The sequence below is a fragment of the Burkholderia sp. BCC1999 genome (genome assembly GCF_905339975.1).
In the GTDB taxonomy this organism is placed as follows: Bacteria; Pseudomonadota; Gammaproteobacteria; order Burkholderiales; family Burkholderiaceae; genus Burkholderia.
Window position 1 is genome coordinate 408,711 of the sequence record NZ_CAJPHP010000001.1, and the last position, 16,210, is coordinate 424,920.

General features: G+C 63.6%; 12 protein-coding genes. 2 read left to right on the forward strand and 10 right to left on the reverse strand.

Features of this window, described 5'->3' with window-relative positions:
• Position 1 precedes the first annotated feature (1 nt).
• The 6 genes from U5809_RS01775 to U5809_RS01800 all read right to left on the reverse strand — a co-directional run bounded on the left by U5809_RS01775 (position 2) and on the right by U5809_RS01800 (position 8,031).
• Positions 2-1,609: an acyltransferase domain-containing protein gene (locus U5809_RS01775; protein WP_322085442.1), complete on the reverse strand. Its 1,608-nt coding sequence runs from the start codon at positions 1,607-1,609 to the stop codon at positions 2-4.
• Positions 1,591-3,015 carry a TolC family protein gene (locus tag U5809_RS01780; RefSeq protein ID WP_415877922.1) on the reverse strand — a complete coding sequence of 475 codons (1,425 nt, stop codon included), beginning with the start codon at positions 3,013-3,015 and terminating at the stop codon, positions 1,591-1,593. Before U5809_RS01780 ends, U5809_RS01775 begins: the two co-directional genes overlap by 19 nt.
• A 3-nt stretch (positions 3,016-3,018) precedes the next feature.
• A complete protein-coding gene (locus U5809_RS01785; protein WP_322085233.1) occupies positions 3,019-5,241 on the reverse strand; it encodes a peptidase domain-containing ABC transporter in 2,223 nt (740 codons plus the stop codon).
• An 11-nt stretch (positions 5,242-5,252) separates the two neighbouring features.
• Positions 5,253-6,524 carry an HlyD family secretion protein gene (locus U5809_RS01790; RefSeq protein WP_322085234.1) on the reverse strand — a complete coding sequence of 424 codons (1,272 nt, stop codon included), beginning with the start codon at positions 6,522-6,524 and terminating at the stop codon, positions 5,253-5,255.
• A 164-nt stretch (positions 6,525-6,688) separates the two neighbouring features.
• Positions 6,689-6,931 (reverse strand): hypothetical protein, encoded by a 243-nt coding sequence (locus U5809_RS01795; protein WP_034190058.1) that lies wholly within the window; start codon positions 6,929-6,931, stop codon positions 6,689-6,691.
• Between the two features lie 773 nt (positions 6,932-7,704).
• The gene (locus U5809_RS01800) at positions 7,705-8,031 is read right to left on the reverse strand and encodes a Tn3 family transposase (RefSeq protein ID WP_322085235.1); all 327 of its coding nucleotides are present in this window, start codon (positions 8,029-8,031) and stop codon (positions 7,705-7,707) included.
• Positions 8,032-8,566: 535 nt separating this feature from the next.
• On the opposite strand from U5809_RS01800, the gene U5809_RS01805 reads away from it, so the two are divergent.
• Positions 8,567-10,264 carry a M4 family metallopeptidase gene (locus tag U5809_RS01805; protein ID WP_322085236.1) on the forward strand — a complete coding sequence of 566 codons (1,698 nt, stop codon included), beginning with the start codon at positions 8,567-8,569 and terminating at the stop codon, positions 10,262-10,264.
• Between the two features lie 233 nt (positions 10,265-10,497).
• Here U5809_RS01805 and U5809_RS01810 read toward each other — a convergent pair whose 3' ends face one another.
• A complete protein-coding gene (locus tag U5809_RS01810) occupies positions 10,498-11,187 on the reverse strand; it encodes a DJ-1/PfpI family protein (protein WP_322085237.1) in 690 nt (229 codons plus the stop codon).
• Between the two features lie 88 nt (positions 11,188-11,275).
• On the opposite strand from U5809_RS01810, the gene U5809_RS01815 reads away from it, so the two are divergent.
• Complete coding sequence (locus U5809_RS01815; protein WP_282512938.1) at positions 11,276-12,211, forward strand: GlxA family transcriptional regulator; 936 nt, start codon at positions 11,276-11,278, stop codon at positions 12,209-12,211.
• A 13-nt stretch (positions 12,212-12,224) separates the two neighbouring features.
• Here the strand turns inward: U5809_RS01815 and U5809_RS01820 are convergent, their stop codons facing one another.
• From U5809_RS01820 to U5809_RS01830, 3 genes are all read right to left on the reverse strand, one after another.
• Entirely contained in the window at positions 12,225-13,586 is a 1,362-nt protein-coding gene (locus tag U5809_RS01820; RefSeq protein ID WP_322085238.1) for an FAD-binding oxidoreductase, read from the reverse strand.
• Between the two features lie 66 nt (positions 13,587-13,652).
• Positions 13,653-14,150 carry a hypothetical protein gene (locus U5809_RS01825; RefSeq protein ID WP_322085239.1) on the reverse strand — a complete coding sequence of 166 codons (498 nt, stop codon included), beginning with the start codon at positions 14,148-14,150 and terminating at the stop codon, positions 13,653-13,655.
• A gap of 100 nt (positions 14,151-14,250) precedes the next feature.
• Positions 14,251-15,699 (reverse strand): aldehyde dehydrogenase family protein, encoded by a 1,449-nt coding sequence (locus tag U5809_RS01830; protein ID WP_322085240.1) that lies wholly within the window; start codon positions 15,697-15,699, stop codon positions 14,251-14,253.
• Positions 15,700-16,210: the final 511 nt, after the last annotated feature.

Here is a 16,210-nt window from a genome sequence, read left to right on the forward strand (position 1 = left end):
GTCAGGCGAGCGCCTTTCCCTGGTTCTCGTAGACGAAATCGACGATCTGCCCCATCGCCTTGAAGTCACCGCTGCGGAAATTCGTGGGCAGCGGCGGCAGCGCATAGCGCGCGGTGATGCGCTGGATGATCTCGGTCTGTTTGACCGAGTCGATGCCGAGTTCGGCTTCGAGCTCGATCGATTCGGAAAACACCTCGGCCGGATATTCCATCGCCTGGGCGTAGATATCGACGAGCTCCGAGAACAGCCGCTCGCGCGGCACGTGCGCGGGCTTCGGCGCGGCAGCAGCAGCGGGCGCCGCCGATCCCCGCTCATGCTGCGCCGTCGGCGCCGGAACCGGTGTCAACGCCGGCCCGCCTACTGCCGCGAGGCGCGGCCCGGGCGCAACGATCGATTCCGGCTGCGGCGCGAACGGTGTCGCTGTCGGTGCAGCGCCTGCCGGCGCCGCGCCCGCGGCGTCGAACGCATGACGCAGTTCGCCCTTGAGCCAGTCCACGATGTGCGGTCCGCGCGCATGCCAGAACGCGTCGAAGCCGGAGCCGGCATTGCCGATGCGAATATCGTCCTTCATGATGCTGTCCTCCTGGAAATAACGGGTGATCGTCGTGACGACGCTCGATTCCTCTGTCGCGTTCGACGGGCCGCCGAACGTCCTGACCGCGCCCGGCCCCGCGATGCGCACGACGATGCGCGCCAGCGCATTGAGCGCGCCGCACTCGACAAAGCGTGCGATACCGTCCGCGCGAGCGGCACAAATCGCGTCCGCGAAACGCACCGGCAGCACGAAATGCGACGCGAGCCGCGCGCCGGGATCGTCGGCGCCGTCGTAGCGGCGGCCGAGGATCGGCGAGTACACCGGAATCGCGAGCGGACGCGGCCGATACGCGGCAAGCCGCGCGGCGAACTGCGCGCGCGCGCCGGCCAGATCGGGGTGATGAAAGCCATACGGCGACCTGAGCGTCTGCGCGGTCAGGCCGTGCATCGAGCAGGCCGCGACGAAATCTTCCAGCGCGGCGCGCGGGCCGGACACGACGGTCTGCGACGCATGGTTCTCGACCGCGACGCAGACATTGCGCACCGCGTGCGTGATCGCGCTCGCGTCGATCAGCGCGCGCGTCGCGTCGGCGCCGGCGGGAATCGCGGCCATCATGCCGTCTGCAGGTGCTGCCTCCTGCAACGATGCAATCCGGTCGCACACGATCCGCGCGCCCTGCTCGATCGAATACATGCCGCCACACACCAGCGCCGCGATCTCGCCGAAGCTGTGTCCGATCAGCAGGTCCGGGACGACACCGCGTTCATGCAACACGCCAAACATCCCGACCGACGCACCGAAGATCCCGAGCTGCAACAAGTCTGGCGCCTCGCGCAGCCACGTATCGAGCCCCGCATCGTCGCGCCACAGCGCGCCGGTCAGCGGATGGCCGAGCCGCTCGCTCGCGACCGCGTCGATCGTGTCGAGCGTCTGCCGCACGCTGCGGTGCTCGCGCACGAGTTGCCGCAACGCGCCCGCATAGAACGCCCCTTGTCCCGGGAACAGGAACGCGCAGCCGCGCGCTTGCGCGTCGCCCGCGTTCGACCCGGTGTCATTCAACCCGCGTCGTTCCATAACCCCAACCTCCCTAGGCTCTCGGCCAGCTTCAGTCTCGCGGTCCGCCACTTCGACACCGCGAGCACGCGCTGCCGGCGCGCGTCCGCGAGCGCCGACTGCGCGTTCAGCAGTTCCGTGAACGTGCCGACCCCGGCCTTGTAGCGGCCGCGGGCGATGTCGAGCGAATGCAGCGCGGTATCGAGCAGATGCTGCGAGTTGTCGAGGTTCGTCGTGTCGGCCTGCAGGCTCTGATAGCTCTTCCACACGTCGAGCGACACCTTGAGTTCGGTAGTGCGCACGTCAGCTTCCTGCGCATCGGCCTGCGCCTTCGCCTGCGCGATGCGATAACCGGACGCGAATCCCTCGAACAACGGAATCGAAACCTGGATGCCGATCGAATTGCTGTGACTGCTCTGCAACTGGAACAGCGACGGCTGCTGTTGGTATGACGGGTTGTTGCGCGCGAGGCTGCCCATCAACGAAATCGTCGGCAGCGACTGAGCGCGCACCGCGCGGATCTGGTCGCGTGCCGCTTCGAGCCTCTCGCGTGCGGCGATCAGCTTCGGGTGATCGCGCTTCGCTTCGGCGATCAGGTTCGCGACGCCGCGCGTGAAGTCGTCGCGATCGGGCGACGGTTCCGCATCGGCGATGCGCAGTGGCGTATCGGCGTCGGCACCGAGCGTCGTCGCGAGCGTCCCGATCGCGTTCTGCAGGTCGCCCTCCGCGCTCACGCGATCGAGCAACGCCTTGCGATAGGTCGTCTGCGCCTGCAACGCGTCGCCGAGCGTACCCGCGCCGCCGTCGTGTCGCGCGCTCGCTTCAGCCAGGCTCTCCTGTGCGGCATGTTCGACCGCCTGTGCCGCGTCGAGCGCCGCCTGCGCGTCGCGCAGCGCGTAGAACGCCTGCGCCGCGTCGTAGAAAACGCCCTGCAACGCGTCGTCGTGCGCCGCGTTGGCCGCGCGAAGCAGCGCACGTGCACGGTCGAGGTTCGCGCCGCGCTTGCCGAAATCGAACAACACCCAGCTCAGGTTGAGCATGCCGTAACGGCTGGTGCTGCGCTGGTCGCCGGAAAAACCGCCCGTGTAAGTCGTGTTCACGTTGTCGCGCTCGATGCCGGCCGTCGCGTTCAGCGTCGGCAGGTACGCGGCCTTCGACACGCCGACCTCGGCCGTCGCCGCGCGCGCGTCCGCCCACGTGCGGGTCAGTTGCGGATGGGAGCAGATCGCCAGCAGGATCGCGTCCTCGAGCGCGATCGGCCGGTCGTCGAGGCGCCGTGCGCCGCATGCGGTGGCCGACGCCATCGAACCGGCCTGCGTCGCCGCGACATCGTCGCGCGTGCGATAGACGTCGAGCATCTGCGCGCGCGCGGGCGGAACAGAGGCGAGCGCAACGGTGGCCAGTACGAGGGTAAGGGGTCGCTTCATCATCTAGCGCCCCGCGACCGGCTGTACCGGATCGGCATCGTGCACCGCCGGCCGCGATGCGGCCGGCACACCGGCGTGCGACTTCGCCGCGGCCGCCGCGCGCATCGCCGCGGTCGACTGATCGAGCACGACCTTCCCGCCCTGCAGCATGATGACGCGCTGCGCGGACGCGATCGTCTCAGGCCGGTGCGCGACGATGAGCCGCGTCATCGCGAGCTGCGTGACGGCCGCATTGACCTGCATCTCGCGCTGAATGTCGAGATGGCTCGTCGCTTCGTCGAGCACCAGGATGCGCGGCCGCTTGTACAGCGCGCGCGCCAGCAGTACGCGCTGCTTCTGTCCACCGGACAGCACGGTGCCCATGTCGCCGACGAGCGTGTTGTAGCCCATCGGCATCGCGGCGATGTCGTCGTGCACGGCCGCGATGCGCGCGCATTCGGCGACCCAGTCCGGGTCCGCTTCCGGATCGAAGAAGCTGATGTTCTCGGCGATCGAACCGGCGAACAGCACGTCGTCCTGCAGCACTGTGCCGACCAGCCCGCGCAACCGCTCGATGCCGAGCCGCGCCACGTCCAGTCCGCCGATTCGCACGGCGCCGTTCGTCGGCTCGTGGATCCCGAGCAGCACGCTGATCAGCGTCGTCTTGCCGCACCCGGACTGCCCGACGATCGCAACCGATTCGCCGGCCGCGATCGTCGCACTGACACCGTCCAGCACCAGCGGCTCGCCGTCCGCATAGCGGAACGACAGCCCGTCGATCTCGATGCTCGCGTCGAGCGTGTCCGCCTCGCCCGGCACGCTACGCAGGCTCGCGTCCGGTTCCGCTTCCGCGAACACGATGTCGGCGAGCCGCTCGCCCTGCAGCTGCAGCATCCTGACCTCGAAATACTTGTCGATCAGGCTGCCGACCCGGCTGTCGAACTGATTCTTGTACGCGTTGAACGCCATCAGCACGCCGACCGTGAACTGGCCGTCCATCACCATCCGCGCGCCGAGCCAGATGACCAGCACGTTCTCGATACCGAACAGGAGCCCGTTGAGCTGCTGGTAGAAGATCTGAAGCTTCTGCACGTGCAGGCTCGCGTTGACCTGCTCGACCAGCAGCGTGATCCAGCTCGCGCGACGCTCCGTCTGGCGGTTGAACAGCTTGATCGTCTTCACGCCGCGCACCGTCTCCAGGAAATGGCTCTGCTGCTTGGCCGCGTGCACGATCTGGTCCTCCGTCGCACGCCGCAACGGGCTGTACCACATCCATCGGGCGAGCGCATACAGCGCCATCGTCACCAGCGCGACGAGGCCGAGCGTGCGGCTGTAGACGAACATCATCGCCAGCGTGACGAGCGTCATCAGCCCGTCGATCACCGCGCCGAGAAACGACGTGGTCAGCGTCTGCTGGATCGTGTCGATCGAGCCGAAGCGCGACACGATGTCGCCGAGATGGCGCCGTTCGTAATAGCGCACCGGCAGGCTCAGCAGATGCGTGAACACGTTCGCGCGCCATTGGATGTTGAGCGTGACACCGACATACATCAGCGCCCACGCGCGAATCGCGCCGGTCGCCTGCTGCATCAGCAGCAGCAGGCCGAAGCCGAGCGCAAGCACCGTCAGCAGGTCGCGATCGGCGCTGACAATCACTTCGTCGATCACCCATTGCAGGAAGAACGGCTGCACGAGCGTGAAGATTTCGAGCGCGATCGCCAGCACCAGGATCTGCGCGAGCGAGCGCGACAACCCCGACACCGGGCCCAGCAATTCGCGCAGTCTGACCGCCGGCCGCGCCGCGCGCGGCGCGAAGCCGGCGCTCGGCCACAGCTCCAGCGCGACACCGGTGAACCCGCGCGAGACGTCGGCGAGCGACACCTTGCAGATACCGTGCGACGGATCGTGGATCGTCGCGGCCTTGCCGTTCACTTCCTTCAACACGACGAAGTGGTTGAAATTCCAGTGCAGCAGGCACGGCAGGCGCAACTGGCCGAGCTGCGCCATGTCGAGCTTCACCGCGCGCGTACCCAGCGACAGGCGCTGCGCGATCTCGATCACGCGCCCGAGGCCCGCGCCCTTCAGCGAGACGGGAAACTGTCCGCGCAGCGTCGCGAGATCCACGTGATGGCCGTGATAACCGGCCACCATCGCGAGACACGCGAGGCCGCATTCGGCCGCTTCGGTCTGCAGGACCATCGGCAGCTTGCGGCCGAGGCCGAACGAGAGTCGATCGAGTAATGACATGCGTGCGCCCGTCAGAGTTTGCCGGTCAGGCTGTAAAGCGGCTCGAGCACCCATTCGTACAGACGCCTGCGTTCCTGCAGGATGTCCGCCTGCAGCGTCATGCCGGCCTGCAACGGTTGCTGCGCGCCGTACGCGGTGACGTGCTGCGTATCGAGTGCGACGATCACACGGTAGTAGGTCGCGTCGCGCCCCTCGCCCGACGTCGCCGCCGGGCCGCCGTCGTTCACGAGTTCGGCCGCCGACAGCGCGGTGCGCGCGATCGACACGACCGTGGCCCGGTACTGGCCGAATTTCTGATAGGGGAATGCCTGGTAGCGGACCAGCACCGGCTCGCCGACCCGCACGAAACCGATCGCCGTGCTCGGCACGAACAGGTGTGCCTGCCAGCGCGCGCCGCCCGGCACGACGCTCGCGAGCGGCCGCGACGTATCGACCGACTGGCCGACGTCCGCGATCGCGGCCGTGACGATGCCCGCCTCCGGCGCGGTGACGACGATCCGGCGCTTCGCCTCGCTTTCGATCAGGTTCTGGTCGACGTCGATCACGTTGCGGTCGATCTGCGCCAGCTGGTTCTGCTGCTTGAAGCCGAGCCCCGACAATTCGTTGCTCGCCTCGGTGAGCGACTGGAGCGTCGATGCGCGGTCTCGCAGCAGCCCGTTCAGCTTCGACTGCTGGTCGAGCAGGTCGGCCTCGCGCTGCTGCGCCTGGTCCTTCGAGATGTAATCCTGCGCGAGCAGGCCGCGATAGCGCGTTGCGCCGTCGGCCGCGATCGACGTGCGCAGCCGCTGGGCCGCGAGCTGGTCGTCGATTTGCGCGAGCGCGCCTTTCAGGTTCACGATCTTCGCGCGCAGCGTGTCGCGCTCGTCCTGCTGCAGGCTGCGGGTCTTGTCCATTTCCGCGAGCAGCGACGCCTTGCGCTGCCGCGCCTGCGCGATCACCCCGGCCTGCGTCGCGCCCTGCGCCGCGCTTTGCAAGTCGGTCGACACCGTATAGAGCGTCTGTCCACGCGCCACGCGCTGCCCTTCCTTCACGTCGCGCTCGACGACGATGCCCGACTGCAATGCATAGACCTTGACCAGCCCCGCATCCGGCATCACCACGCCGGAAACCGTCGAGCGCCGCGTATACGTACCGAACGTGAAGAACAACACCACGCAGGTGGCCATGACCATCGCGACGACCGTCAGCAGCGTCATGGACATGGGGTACACCAGCACGATGTCGCCCAGCACCCGCATACGCCGGGCCTGTGCCGCTTCAGAACGAAAGAGACCGAACTCCATTTTCACCAACGTGTCGCCCAATATCGGTATCTGCGTCCATTCCGCGTTCGCGCGTCGGAACAGGCAAAAGCGATCCGGTATACAAAGAAGACCCGTGCATACCGGATCGTCAGTTCCATCATCGGGAAACGCGGCGGCTACCGCGTCGCCTCAACGCGGACCACTCAGTACTGCGGGCCGCCGAAAAGGCCGTCCAGCAGGTTCACGGCGGCGGTCGTGATCGTCTCGCCGATGTTGTATGCCTGCTTGACCGGTGCGGCGAAGATGCCGAACGTCAGCGCATTGCCGATGCTCTCCGCGGTGCTGCCGCCCCATTCGATGATGTTGCCCAACGCGGACGGGATGCCCGGGCCGCTGTAGTAGCCGCCGGAAACTTGTGCGATTTCCTGTTGATTCAGTTCTTGCATTGAATTTCTCCAGTTTGAAAATGCTAGATAATCCACCTAGCGGGGCATCGAACAACGCCGCAATTGCGACGCGGATCAATACGTTAAATAAATTTAAACTTTCGAACGGCGCGATCAAATCGTTCACGCCGATTTAAACCAATGCATCCATTCCGCTCATATGGCGCATAAAATCCCGTCGACCCTAATGAATAGATCGATCTTTAACCATAATCGGTAACCGGACAGTGATTCAATGACGGCATTCGATCATTTCTCGCCCCACCCGGCGCCTGGCTGAAAGATGTCGAGCAACGGACGCGCAGATCTCACCGCACATGAATGCCGCGGCGCCCGCACGTGATGAAATACGAAATTCAAATGAGAACGATTACTTTCCCGAGAATAATTGATCGCCCAATACCGCGCACCGATTCAACCAAGCATCATCGAATGATCGGTCAACATTAGATTTCACCCCTGAATTTTTTACAGCACTGAATTCGACGGACCAATGATCCGACACTTTCCAGGCTCTCTTTGTACGATACCGCACCATCGGGCAAACCCGGTATTTTGAGGATATTTACTCTATTTCATTGATAATTTTGGGCTTGCATACTTCGATTGAATGCCCTCAGTTGATTCTGAGAAGCTCGCGTCCTCACGGTCGATCCGTGTCACCCCCGTTCCCCTTCGGCGCGGCGCCGCCCGTGCCCTCAACGCCTGCGCCAGCATTGCCCGCGCAACCGGCTTTGAAAACAACGCTCGAGCGCGTGCCTCCTCGAACACCATCAATGAACCCGATAGGGCAACCATTTCATCGCAACATGGACCTCGCTCGGGGCCACTGTGCGTGTATAGATTGCGCGCTGAAGCGGGTGGACCGACTCGCCGCGATTCAGCATCGTCTGCAGTTCCCGGCGGGACGCCACGTTGCTGAAGTAATCGCGCGGGAAAAGCATGTACGGCAATGCGATAGACGGTGTCGGCAAGCCGAGTCGCTCGCCGATATAGCGCAGCAGTTGTCGTGGCAGGGTTCCGACATGATCCAGCGTATGGCCACTGGCCCGCGGAGAGACCAGTAGGACTGGCGGCGCCTGAGCGTCGGAAACGTTCATTGATCGCGGCCACGTCGCTGTCGCCCAGCTCAAAATAACGCCCAACATTGAAATCCGACAATCGCACCGGGACTGCCGACGATAGTCAGAATCGACACCAATGCCTCGCCACATTCGCGAAAGAACGGTTACGCCTATCAAGAAGAGACAATATCGTCAGCATTGTCAAATTTCATGGAAATGCACCGAACGAAAACAATCGAGATCAATATTTAAAAAAGCAATTTCCCACGCTCTTCTCAACGCCACCTCGCCTCGCCGATCCCGTCTTCCCGCCTTTCTGCGCGCACTACAAAACATTCCCCCCTCCGTATCGACGCGATGCCGCTGACAAGCCCGACGATATAATTTCAAATTCCTCACCAAATCATGACTTGATTAACATTATCGACATGAAAGTTTAATCTCATTGGAAATATCTTGTAATTATAAAAACGACCCTCTAGCATGCCTCTGCTGTTCGCGACATGTCTTATATAGAAGTCTTCACTTGATTCATTCCTCGCACAAACCCATTCATAATCTGGGGAATTACATGAAGAAACTGTCTCGACTGCTGCCCATCACCGCGATTACCGTCGCGAGTCTCAGCGCTTTTGCCCAGGCCGGCGACCAGTCGGCCGCGGTCGACAAGGCGCTGCAACTGATCCAGCAGAACCCGTCCGCCTTCAGCCTGGCTACCGGCGGCGCAGCACGCACGTTGAAGTTCGCGGGGCCACAGGCGAACGCGCCGACGGACGGCGATCAGTTCCAGGTACGCGACGTGATCGTCGATCCCGACGGCACCGAGCACGTGCGCTTCGATCGCTTCTACGCGGGCCTGCCCGTGATAGGCGGCGACGTTGTCGTCCATTCGAGCAAGGGGCAGTTGAAGCAAGCGAGCCTGACCCAGCTCACGCCGATCAATCTCGCCGCCACGATCGGCAAGGTCGGAAACCGCTCGGTGGTACGCAACGCGCCCGACGTCGGCACGGTCAAGGCCAGGCACATCGCGGCCGCGCGTTTCAACTCGGACGTCCGCCGCGTCGATGACGCGGAGCTCGTCGTGTTCGCACGCGATGCCGCACCCGTTCTGGCCTACGCGGTGCGCGTATACGGCAAGGCGACCGATGCGCACGGCGATGCGGTGCTGTACTACGTCGACGCGCGCACCGGCACCGTACTCGACGCGCAGGACCTGATCAAGACCGCCGCCGCGACCGGCACCGGCCGCTCGCTGTACTACGGCAACCTGACGCTCACCACGGACCAGACCGGCACGAACGCGTACCGGATGCTCGATCCGAGTCGCGGCAGCGGCTCGGTCTACGACGGTCGCGGCCTGAGCTCGGACGATGTCGAGCAAGCGACCGACCTGCCGATCTTCACGAGCAGCACGAATGTGTGGGGCAACAACACGACGACCGACCGACAGACTGTCGCCGCGGACATCGACTACGGTCTTGCATTGACTTGGGACTACTACAAGACCACGCACAACCGCAACGGCATCTTCAACGACGGCCGCGGCGTGAAGAGCTACGCTCACGTGGTATTCAACACCGGCAGCGGCACGACCGGCGCGAACGCGGCCTGGCTGTCGTCGCACGTGATGGTGTATGGCGACGGCGATCCGGGCACCCGCCTGCCGAAACCGGTCGTTTCAGTCGATGTCGCCGGGCACGAGATGAGTCACGGCGTGACCGAGGCCACGGCCAACCTGAACTATTCGGGGGACGCGGGCGGCCTGAACGAATCGACGTCCGACATTTTCGGCACGCTCGTGAAGTACTACGCGAACAACCCGAACGATCCCGGCAACTACGTGATCGGCGCGCGCGTGGTGAGCGGCGGCCTGCGCAAGATGTACAAGCAGGATCTCGACGGCCGGTCGTTCAGCTGCTACCCGTCCGGCGGCTTCTCGTGGTCGAATCCGCGTCACGATCCGCACTTCACGTCGGGCGTCGGCAACCGCTTCTTCTACCTGCTGTCGGAAGGCCCGGCGGTGCCGTCGACCGACACCGGCCTGTCGAGGACGCAACTGGTCTGCAACGGCGACACGACCTTCGGCGGCCTCGGCCGCGAGAAGGCCGGCAAGATCTGGTACCGCACGCTGACCGTGTACCTGAACGCCAACTCGAGCTACCCGAACGCACGACGGGCGTCGATCCAGGCGGCAAACGACCTGTACGGCGCGAACTCGGCCGAAAGCGCAACGGTCGCACGCGCCTGGAGTGCGGTCGGGGTAAATTGACGGCGCGTGTGTGAGCCCGTCGAATGCCCGGAGATCGCGTAGCAGCGCTTCGGTACTTCGCTTCGGAGGAAACCGAACCGGACCGAATAAGGTCACGCGACGCTCAGGCGAATGACGGGCCGCGGTCGATCAACCGTCTGCGATTGCGGGCGGTCGATCGACGGGCAATGTTTTCTTGCTACCCGACTTCGAACTCGCGAAAGCGACACCGACTGGCGGGCAGCCGCCTCCGATCATCCAAGCGCCCTCGCCGCCTGCTCCACCGCATCGTAGCGGTCCAGCCTCATGCGCCCCAGTTGCGCGGTCACCGCCTCCAGAATATCGGGCGCGGCGCGCTCTGGCCGGCCGCTGTCGAACGGCGGCGCAGGCGCGTACTCGATGCACAGCTGCACCGACTGCGCATGCACGGCCCCCGCAATTTCCGCCATCACCGTCAGCGCCATGTCGATGCCCGCCGTCACGCCGCCACCGGTGATCAGATTCCCGTCGCGCACCACGCGTGCCTCGTCGACGGTCGCGCCGAACGCCGGCACCAGATCGCGCCATGACCAATGACAAGCGGCCCGCTTGCCGCGCAGCAACCCTGCCGCGCCCAACAACAGCGAGCCGGTGCACACCGACGTGACATAGCGCGCGCCCTCTGCCAGCCGGCGCAGCTCGCGCACGTATTCCGCATCGCCCATCGCCTCGATCACGCCGAGGCCACCCGGCACGCACACCAGGTCCGCATGCGGGATGTCGGCCAGGCGCCGGACGTTCGCGATCGTGAGGCCGCCGTCGGCCTCGATCGTCCCGCCCGTCGACGACGCCATCACGCATTGCGCGCCGGGCAGGCGCAGGAACACCTCGTAGGGGCCGGCGAAATCCAGTTGCGTGACGTTCTCGAACAGCGCGAAGACAACCACGTACGGTGCAGCAGTCATTGCATGAATCTCCTGGTGGTGGATTGACACCCACAGGGTCGCGCTCTATCGTGCTGGCTGCAATGTCGCCTTTCCCCCTTTTCCTGCCATGCCTCACCGCGTCGCCGTACTCGTCTATCCCGACTTCCAGTTGCTCGACGCAGCCGGCCCCATTGCCGCGTTCGAAATCGCCGGCCGCTATCGCCAAGGTCACTACACGCTGCGCACCATCGCCGCGCAGGCCGGCCTCGTGCGCAGCTCGTCCGGTGTCAGCTGGGCAGCCGAGGCATTGCCTCCGGCCAGCACGATCGACACGCTGCTCGTCGCCGGCGGCGACAACATGGACGACCGCATGTCCGATCCGCGCCTGCTGCGCTTCGTGCAGCGCTGCGCGCGACGCGGCACGCGCGTGACGAGCGTGTGCTCGGGCAGCCTGCTGCTGGCCGCGGCGGGCGTGCTCGACAATCGGCGCGCAACCACGCACTGGTCCTGCAGCGAACAATTTGCCCGCCAGTTTCCCCAGGTGCACCTGGAGCCCGATCGCATCTTCGTGGAGGATGGTCCGTTCTGGACCAGTGCCGGCATCAGCGCCGGCATCGATCTCGCGCTCGCGCTGGTCGGCAACGACCTCGGCGAGCAGGTCGCGCGCCTCGTGGCGCGCCAGCTGGTGGTCTACTACCGGCGTCCCGGCGGCCAGTCGCAGTTTTCCGCGCTGATGGAGATGAACTGCGCGAGCGGCCGCTTCAAGCCACTGCTCGATCACGTCCGCCGCAACCTCGCGGCGCGTCACCGCGTCGGCGATCTGGCCGAACGCGCGTGCATGAGCCCGCGCCACTTCGCCCGCGCGTTTCAGGCCGAAACAGGTCTCACGCCGGCAAAGGCCGTGGAAAAACTGCGTGTGGAAGCCGCGCGCGCTGCGCTCGAAAGCGGCGCGGCGTCACTACAGCGCGTGGCGCACGAATGCGGCTTCGGCGACACCGAGAACCTGCGCCGCAGCTTCCAGCGCCTGCTGGGCGTGCCGCCATCGGCGCTGCGGACGCGCTGAAGCGCGATTCGCTTCACTTTTTCAGCGCCTTCTCCTCCCACCAGTCCCAGGATTTCAGCGCCTGACGCGCGACCCTGCCACCGAGATACGAGAGCGTGTCGCTCGTCATCGACAGCGACTTCCGGTTCACGATCCAGAAATCCGTCAGCTCGGTTTGTTTCCCGCCAAGCAGATCGGCGATGGTCCTGCCGTTCAGATGCGTCAACGCGACACCATGACCGAAGCATCCGCCCGAATAGATGATGCGTTCGTCGTCGATGAAGCTGATTTCGGGCGCCATGTCCAACGTGACCGAGACCGGGCCGCCCCATCGATAGTCGATGCGCGTGTGCTTCAGTTGCGGGTAGATCCATTTCAGATGAGCTTCGCAATGCTGCCAGGCCAGCGGCGCGGAAACCTCTTCCGAAGCTGCTGTCCGGTGCACGATCACGTCGCCGCCGCCCATGATGATCCGGCCGTCTGCCGTCGGCCTGAAGTAGTGCAGCATCTGCCGGTTGTCGCCGAACGATTGCCGGTCGTTCCAGCCGATGCTGTCCCATTGCGCAGCGCTCAACGGCTCGGTGACGACCTGATAGGTCCAGAGGGGATACTGGCGCGCGCACAGCCGCTCCGGGCCGGGCGCTTCACGAGAGTAGGCGTTGGTCGCGACGACCAGCTTGTCCGCCGTGATCTTTCCGTGCGGTGTCGTAACCAGGACCGCGGATGACGTCCTTTCCATGTTCGTGACCTGGGTCGTCTCGTACACGGAAACACCGGCGGATTCCGCCAGGGACTTGAGCGCCCGCACCTGCTTGCAGGGATTGAGGTATCCCGTCCCGGACTCGTAGATGCCGCCCGCAAAGCGTTCCGAATGGAAGTCCTGCTGAAACTGCTCCGCGCTGCGCCACACCATGTCCTCGTCGATGCCCAGCTTCTGAAACAACGCGTAGGTCTTCTGCATTCGGCCGAGTTGCTGCTTCGTATAAGTGGCGCGCACCAGCCCACTGTGGCGGTACTCCGACTGAAAGTCGTTTTCCTCGATCAGTTGCCTGGTATGGGCTACCGCGAGCTTCAGATAGCGATGGGCATCGATCGTTTTCTGCTTGCCCCAGCGCAGCAGGACCATTTCGGGTTCGAGACCGAACATCTTCGTGCTGAACCCTGCGTTGCGGCCGCTGGCGCCAAAGCCGACGATAGCGGCTTCAAGCACGACCACGCGTGCATTGGGGTGGTCTTTTTTGAACTGCCATGCGGTGTTCAGCCCCGTGAAGCCTCCGCCGACGATCGCGACGTCAACCTTGAGATCTTCCGTCAAGGGCGGATTCGGTGCGTACTCGCCATACGCGTGCTGCCAGAACGATCTGCTTTGAAGCAGCGATGCTTGATCAAATGCCATGGTGGTGTTTTCGCTTGACGGGATCAGACTCCGGAACAGCCCGGGCCGCTCTAATTGCACCTGCTTTCATCCACGCTTTTCGAGCATGAATTTTCCATCGTACTTTTTGACGAAAGAATCAACCTTTCGAGCCAGAACGGCATCCTGCCCGTCAAGCGACAGACGCATCATCTCGATCTGCAGATCTTCCTGTTCGACCATGTAATCCAGAAAATCCCTGCAATCCGATGGGCCGATATTTCTGAGTCGGCGCAATTCCTCGCAATAGACGACCGTTTTCGAGTACACGAGCTTCAGGAACGGCCTTAGCAGCAATTTCGGAACCGAGCTGATCACCCACGCCTTGAGCAGCGTGCCGGTATTGGGTGCCACGTCGAGCCCCCATCGGGCTGCTGCTTGACGATAGATGGGGGCATTGAATTCTTCCAGCCTCAGGTAAGCCGCCCAAAGCGATTGACGCGGATCACCATCGAGACGATTTGCAAGGCGTGCAATGGCACGAATTGCAAATGCCCGATTCTGGATTTCGCCTTTGAATCCCCTGGCAAAATGACTGGTAATCATGGAAATAGTTACCTCACACAACGCGTGCCTCGGCCGAATCCATTTCGCCAGGCAGCGCTTTCATTGAAAATCTGCAATGTGACATCGCGGCAGTGACGGCTTATTTAGCCTCGGGCAGTCGCGCCTCGAACGCGTTGATGACGGCGGCAATCGAACCGTCGAGATAACCCCGCATCTGCTCCGACACCAGCGCGTCACCCACCAGCGGATTCGCGACACCGTCAGGGCGCATGATCGTGGCCACCGGGCGGCGATGCGTGAACGTATCGAATCCCGTCTTGCCGTGATAAGCGCCCGAGCCGGAGTTTCCGATTCCACCGAACGGCGCGCCAGGCAGCAGTGCATGCAACAGCCCGTCGTTGCGCGTGACCCCGCCACTCGTCGTGCGATCCAGGAAGCGCCGGAAATCTGCACCGTCGTCGCCGTACCAGTAGGCGGCAAGCGGCGCGGGGCGAGCCGCGATGTAATCGATCGCCTCCTGCAGATCGTCGTATCCATACACGACGAGCACCGGGCCGAATACTTCTTCGTCGGTTATCTCTGCCGACGCTGGAACATCAACCAGGATGGTCGGCGGAATCTTGCGCGACGCCCGATCGGGCAGCCGCCCAGCCTCGCCTTCCGGCGCTGCCACGTATTTTTTTGCGCCCTTCGCCGTCGCGTCGGTCACGAGGCCAACGATTCGGTCGAAATTCCGGTCGTTGACGATGGAAACGACTGCAGGATTATCCAGATAAGAAGCAAATAAACAGTTGTACTGAGCAATCAGCTTATCAACAAACCCGGTCACGATGCCTCTGGGTACCCAGACATAGTCCGGACACAGGCAAACCTGCCCTCCGTTCACGACGCGTGTGGCCGCAATTCTGCTTGCCGCCAGATCCAGATCGGCATCGGGCGCGACGACAACCGGATTCTTGCCGCCCAGCTCGGTCGTCACGGGAACGAGATTGCTGGCTGCCACCTGCGCGACGATCGAACCGATCTTGGGCGAACCGGTGAAAAAGAGATGGTCGAACCGCAACGCGGAGAAGGATTGCGACGTCGACAGGTCACCGTGGATGAACGCCACCTCCGCCTCATCAAACGTGTCCGACAGGATCGTCGCCAGCAAGCGCCCGGTTCTGACCTGATACTCCGGGAAATTCATCATGACGCGGTTCCCGGCGGCGAGCGCGCTCAGGGCCGGCTCGAATGTGAGCGTGATCGGAAAATTCCACGCGCCCATTACGCCGACCACGCCCTTGGGTTTTTGCTGAATGAAGCCCCCGGGAATGGCTTCGGGTTCCATCCATTTCTCGATGTTGTCGAGCGTGTAGAGAATGTCCTCGGACCACGGCAGCGCTTCGAGCGCCTTGGTCAGTTCGGGCGGACGGTTACCGTAGTCGGCACTGAGCGCTTCCGCAATCGCATCGATGTTGGAAAGAACGGCAATCGCGAGCCGCCCCACCCGCGACTTTCGCACCTCCGCAGACGCCCCGCCCTCGGCAAGGAATGCCGCACGCTGAACGTCGAGAATACGTTCCAGTTCTGCCTTTTCATACGCCATCGTCGTTCCCTTTCAAAATGAGGTGCGAATGCATGCGCCATGGTCATCCGCTGCCCGATCGCGTTCCGGGGCCATTCGCCAACCCCGTGGATCGCACGTCCCGCTCCCTGCCGAATCGGAGTACCTCTTCAGCAGGTCAATGATAATTGTGTCGTTTGACCTAATTTGCGTTATACAACACAATCATGGGTGGTGCAACTCCGATCGCTGTTGCACTGCGAGAAACGCCACGGCGACTGAAGGCTGAGAAAGTCGATGCCCAATTGCTGCGGCACGCACAAATATCGCGGATATCACCGATAAATCGTCGTAAATAGAAATATTCAGACAATACCAATCGCCGGGCACAAGGAATCCGCACACCACGCGAGGCGACTGCCCGGGAAGCCGGTAACAAGCACTTCTTGCCTGTCACACACCAGGTTCCGATCCCTCAAAGAGCTTGCTAATTTCGGTCACGTGACCTATAACAACTAATTCTTGCATCTCGCGTCGTCGCCCGACCCATCGC

Coding starts and splice junctions, on each gene's coding strand:
- U5809_RS01810 (WP_322085237.1), bottom strand. CDS start 11,187: ATGACTGCTGCACCGTACGTGGTTGTCTTCGCGCTGTTCGAGAACGTC.
- U5809_RS01775 (WP_322085442.1), bottom strand. CDS start 1,609: ATGGAACGACGCGGGTTGAATGACACCGGGTCGAACGCGGGCGACGCG.
- U5809_RS01785 (WP_322085233.1), bottom strand. CDS start 5,241: ATGTCATTACTCGATCGACTCTCGTTCGGCCTCGGCCGCAAGCTGCCG.
- U5809_RS01820 (WP_322085238.1), bottom strand. CDS start 13,586: ATGGCATTTGATCAAGCATCGCTGCTTCAAAGCAGATCGTTCTGGCAG.
- U5809_RS01815 (WP_282512938.1), top strand. CDS start 11,276: ATGCCTCACCGCGTCGCCGTACTCGTCTATCCCGACTTCCAGTTGCTC.
- U5809_RS01795 (WP_034190058.1), bottom strand. CDS start 6,931: ATGCAAGAACTGAATCAACAGGAAATCGCACAAGTTTCCGGCGGCTAC.
- U5809_RS01780 (WP_415877922.1), bottom strand. CDS start 3,015: ATGAAGCGACCCCTTACCCTCGTACTGGCCACCGTTGCGCTCGCCTCT.
- U5809_RS01825 (WP_322085239.1), bottom strand. CDS start 14,150: ATGATTACCAGTCATTTTGCCAGGGGATTCAAAGGCGAAATCCAGAAT.
- U5809_RS01805 (WP_322085236.1), top strand. CDS start 8,567: ATGAAGAAACTGTCTCGACTGCTGCCCATCACCGCGATTACCGTCGCG.
- U5809_RS01830 (WP_322085240.1), bottom strand. CDS start 15,699: ATGGCGTATGAAAAGGCAGAACTGGAACGTATTCTCGACGTTCAGCGT.
- U5809_RS01800 (WP_322085235.1), bottom strand. CDS start 8,031: ATGAACGTTTCCGACGCTCAGGCGCCGCCAGTCCTACTGGTCTCTCCG.
- U5809_RS01790 (WP_322085234.1), bottom strand. CDS start 6,524: ATGGAGTTCGGTCTCTTTCGTTCTGAAGCGGCACAGGCCCGGCGTATG.